3 protein-coding genes, 3 tRNA genes and 1 pseudogene are annotated in these 4,366 nt (G+C 57.2%); 5 read left to right on the forward strand and 2 right to left on the reverse strand.

The features are described from left to right. Positions 1–219: pseudogene (locus PROAA_RS09715) on the reverse strand (elongation factor P); the annotation flags it as partial. Between the two features lie 39 nt (positions 220–258). Beyond that, on the reverse strand, positions 259–1,434 hold the full coding sequence (earP, locus tag PROAA_RS09720) for an elongation factor P maturation arginine rhamnosyltransferase EarP (RefSeq protein ID WP_186411153.1): 1,176 nt from the start codon (positions 1,432–1,434) through the stop codon (positions 259–261). Between the two features lie 70 nt (positions 1,435–1,504). Between earP and uvrC the strand changes: the two genes are divergently transcribed. From uvrC to PROAA_RS09745, 5 genes are all read left to right on the forward strand, one after another. Further along, entirely contained in the window at positions 1,505–3,331 is a 1,827-nt protein-coding gene (uvrC, locus tag PROAA_RS09725; RefSeq protein ID WP_186411154.1) for an excinuclease ABC subunit UvrC, read from the forward strand. Next, entirely contained in the window at positions 3,331–3,909 is a 579-nt protein-coding gene (gene pgsA, locus PROAA_RS09730; protein ID WP_186411155.1) for a CDP-diacylglycerol--glycerol-3-phosphate 3-phosphatidyltransferase, read from the forward strand. The genes uvrC and pgsA overlap by 1 nt, the downstream gene beginning before the upstream one ends. Positions 3,910–4,024: 115 nt before the next feature. Then, a tRNA-Gly gene (locus tag PROAA_RS09735) sits at positions 4,025–4,100 on the forward strand. 62 nt (positions 4,101–4,162) lie between these two features. Next, a tRNA-Cys gene (locus tag PROAA_RS09740) sits at positions 4,163–4,236 on the forward strand. A gap of 13 nt (positions 4,237–4,249) precedes the next feature. Continuing rightward, a tRNA-Gly gene (locus PROAA_RS09745) sits at positions 4,250–4,325 on the forward strand. Positions 4,326–4,366 lie beyond the last annotated feature (41 nt).

The raw sequence follows: 4,366 nt of genomic DNA on the forward strand, positions 1-4,366 counted from the left end.
GGAGTAATTGACTTCCTTGCGGTCAAGCATCACGACGTCGAACTTGTCGTCGGCGCGGTAAACGGTTTCAGTCGGCGAGCCCGTCAGCAGATTCTTCATCTTCATTTTGACGACCGAGGCGTTGCGGCCGGATTTGCTGTAGTCAGCCTTGAGGACAACCATCGGGTCGTTGCCGACCATAAACACGTTGCCGGCGCGAAGTTCCTGTGCGGTTTTCATAGTGCGTTCCAAAAATGTCGTTGAAAAATTAGCCGGGCATTATAACTTGGAACGGCAGAAACGCACCAGACTACTGCACAAATCTTCCTGATTTATCAGATGATTGGCCCAGTTTTCTGCCAAATTTCGAAGGTCGGGAAGCGCATCCATCCACTGCTGCCACAACTCCGGGGTGATCCTGGGCGCGTGTCTCTCGCCGCTCAGGTCACCATTCCACGCGTTGTGAAGCACGCGAACCGCTTCAGCGGTCGCTTGTGAGGCGCCTGCAGTGTACTGATCGAGAAAGGCGCCGAGTTTGCTCAAATGCGTGCCCTCGTCTTGTGGGTAGATGTGCCATACCATCGGCTTCGCCGCCCACTGGGCGCGCACGAAAGAGTCCTCGCCGCGCACAAAACTGATGTCGCTCGCCCACAGCAGCCGATCGTAATCCTGCTGAGTGACAAAAGGCAGCACGCGCAATTCCAGCTTGCCACGGCGGATGGTATCGCCCGCCCGCATCGATTGACCGGCGAATTCCTCCAGCGCCGCCAGGGTTCGCGATTCGGATGCCAGACAACAGACCGGCTCCTCGCCTCGCGCCCAGACCGTGAGCAGATCCCCGATTGCCGAATTTTCGTAGGCAAAGAGCGAAACGACCAGGGCATCGGCCGGTGGCGGAGGAAGGCCCAGCGAAAACCAGAAGTCCTTTTGCTGTTCCACCGATGTGCAGAAGCCCTGCCTGCGTTCTTCCAGATCGTGTTCGCGCAGCAGTCCGCCCGTGCCCTCACCGTAACCGGGGAAGAAGAAATACTTCGTGAGCGGCAGGTTCGGATGCGGCGAGGGCAGGGTGTGGCAGCCCGATACCCAGGCTTCGGCACTCAGATATTCGAGATTGATCCATACCGGTGGCGCCCTGCATCCGGCCATTGCATCGACGAAGGGCTCGGGCAGATGGCAGCCAAAGGCCTCAATGACCACGTCGCCGGGAACACTTTCCGGGAACGTACTTGCCCAGCGGCGTACCTCAACCCCACCCACGTGCTGGATGGGTATTTGCGGATCAATTTCCGGGCAGATCCGCTGGAAGGCCTCCAGTTCGTTGACCCACAGGCGAACCCGGCAGTCGTGCTCGACAGTGAGCTGGCGCGAAAGGCGCCAGCAAACGCCAATATCGCCAAAATTGTCGATGACGTTGCAGAAGATGTCCCACTCGAGGGGTTTGGCAGGCTGGGTCATGGTGGGGCCGGGCGCGGACAGGAGAACGCGCGTGATAACATCAAAGGCGCCATCCTAACTGCTCTTGCCCATGGACGAAACTTTCGACGCCAATGCACTACTGGACACGCTGACCGAGTTTCCCGGTGTGTATCGCATGCTCGATGTCGACGGCAGGGTGCTCTATGTAGGCAAGGCGAAGAACCTGAAGAAACGCGTCGCGTCCTACTTTCGCGAGAACCATCCCAGTCCGCGCATTGCCTTGATGGTGGCGCAGATCGCCAGCGTCGAAACGACCGTTACCCGGTCCGAAGCCGAGGCCTTGCTGCTCGAAAACAATCTGATCAAAAGCCTCGCGCCTCGTTACAACATTCTTTTCCGGGACGACAAGTCGTATCCCTACATCGTCATCACCCGCGACCGCTATCCCCGCCTGGGCTTTTATCGCGGCAATACGGACCGGAAAGCCGACTACTTCGGGCCTTTTCCGTCAACGACTGCGGTGCGTGACAGCATCAATCTTCTGCAAAGGATGTTCCGCCTGCGCACCTGCGAGGATTCTGTATTCAGCAACCGTTCGCGGCCCTGCCTCCTCTACCAGATCAAGCGTTGTTCGGCGCCCTGCGTTGATTTCATCGCTCCTGCAATTTATGCGCAGGATGTTCAGCGGGCATCGATGTTCCTGCAAGGGCGACAACAGGAAGTCATCGGGCAACTTGGCGAAGCGATGCATCAGGCGGCGACCGAACTTGCTTTCGAGCGCGCGGCGGTCTATCGGGACCAGATCCAGTCCTTGCGTCAAATACAAGACAAACAGTACGTCGAAAGCAGCAAAGGCGAGGATGTCGATATCGTCGTTGTCGTCGAGGAAGCCGGTTTGCTTTGCGTGAATCTGGCCATGGTCCGCGGTGGCCGGCATCTGGGTGACAAGACGCAGTTCCCCAGCAACGTTGGCGACAGTTCGCCCGAAGAAGTGCTTTCCGCTTTCCTCAGTCAGCATTACCTGATACACCCGATTCCGATGCGCATCTATCTCAATCGCGCCTTGCCTGACAGTGAAACGGTCAATGCACTGGCTGAGCTGGCCGGCCACCCGGTTCCCGTACTGGAACCCAGGCTAACCCTGCACAAAGTCTGGGTGGAGATGGCCGAGCAGAACGCCAGATTGGCCATTCACGCTCGTCGCAACGTTCTTTCGCGACAGGCATCGCGTCTTGACGCCCTGTTCGAGTGTCTCGGAGTGGAGCCCGAGGATAGCGAAGCGAACAAACAGGCTCGTATCGAGTGTTTCGATATCAGCCACACACAGGGCGAAGCGACTGTCGCCTCCTGCGTGGTCTATCAGGGTGATGGCATGCGCAAATCGGATTATCGACGCTTCAATATTCAGGGCATCCAGCCTGGCGATGACTACGCCGCCATCCGGCAGGTGGTACTCCGGCGTTATGAAAAGGTCTCAAGCGGGGAAAGCGTGGCGCCTGCCCTGATTCTGATCGACGGCGGGAAAGGTCAGGTCAATGCCGCCTTGTCCGCGCTGGAAGAACTTGGACTCGCGCATTTGCCAATGCTGGGCGTTGCCAAAGGCGAAGGACGCAAACCGGGTCTTGAAAAACTGATTTTCGCGGACGGCCGCGAACCGCTACAATTGGCGGCAGAACATCCTGCGCTCAACCTGATTCAGGAAATTCGCGATGAGGCTCACCGCTTTGCCATTTCAGGTCATCGGGCGCGGCGTAGCCAGACCCGACGGACTTCACGACTTGAGGAGATCGCCGGTATCGGACCAAAACGACGCAAGGCGTTGATTTCTCATTTCGGCGGCTTGCAAGGCATCTCCAATGCGGGGATCGACCAACTGACAGCAGTTCCCGGCATCAGTCGGGAACTGGCCCGGACAATTTACACGGCTTTGCATTGATGCCCTTCAGCATTCCGATCCTTCTGACCTGGCTGCGAATCGTCCTGATACCCCTGATGATTGGCGTCTACTACGTTCCCGAAACATGGATCGTCGAGGTGGGTCGCAATCTAGCCGCAACGCTGATTTTCGTTCTCGCAGGCGTAACCGACTGGCTCGATGGTTACCTGGCGCGCCGCTGGAACGAAACATCGGCGTTCGGTGCCTTTCTCGATCCGGTCGCTGACAAACTGGTCGTTGCCGCAGCGCTGATCATGCTCGTTCAGCTTGGCAGGCTGGATGCCGTACTGGCCGCAATCATCATCGGGCGCGAGATCACCATTTCCGCCCTGCGTGAATGGATGGCACAGATGGGCGCGCACAAGAGCGTAGCCGTATCGGCGATCGGCAAGGTCAAGACAACCGCTCAAATCGTCTCCATATCAATGTTGCTTTATCACGATCCAATCGGAAACTTCGACGTACAAGGCATGGGCACCTGGCTCATCTACGTTGCTGCTGTTCTGACACTCTGGTCGATGGGCTATTACATGAGAATGGCGTGGTCGCATCTCGACGACATGGACAAAAAGGCCTGAACCGGGCTGCGGAAGGCAGCAAAGACGCGCTTGACGCCCCATTGAGGCTGAATCACCGAAAGGCCTTAATCGTTGACAGGTCTTGCCAAGCCTTTATAATGCGCACTCGCTTCACGCGGGAGTAGCTCAGTTGGTAGAGCGATACCTTGCCAAGGTATAGGTCGAGAGTTCGAGACTCTTCTCCCGCTCCAGATTTCAACAAGAACAAGCTTGGTTTCATCGTCAAAAGCATGACCTATCGTGAGGTAGGCGCGGCGCGATAGCAAAGCGGTTATGCACCGGATTGCAAATCCGTGTAGGTCGGTTCGACTCCGGCTCGCGCCTCCAGAATTTGTTTCACGCGGGAGTAGCTCAGTTGGTAGAGCGATACCTTGCCAAGGTATAGGTCGAGAGTTCGAGACTCTTCTCCCGCTCCAAATCATAAGGGAAAGTGCAGACCGCACTTTCCCTTTTTCTT

It is taken from the genome of Candidatus Propionivibrio aalborgensis, assembly GCF_900089945.1.
GTDB classification, from domain to species: Bacteria; Pseudomonadota; Gammaproteobacteria; order Burkholderiales; family Rhodocyclaceae; genus Propionivibrio; species Propionivibrio aalborgensis.

Bases quoted from the DNA above. Each gene is read 5' to 3' on its own strand.
- earP (WP_186411153.1), bottom strand. From the start codon at position 1,434: ATGACCCAGCCTGCCAAACCCCTCGAGTGGGACATCTTCTGCAACGTC.
- uvrC (WP_186411154.1), top strand. From the start codon at position 1,505: ATGGACGAAACTTTCGACGCCAATGCACTACTGGACACGCTGACCGAG.
- pgsA (WP_186411155.1), top strand. From the start codon at position 3,331: ATGCCCTTCAGCATTCCGATCCTTCTGACCTGGCTGCGAATCGTCCTG.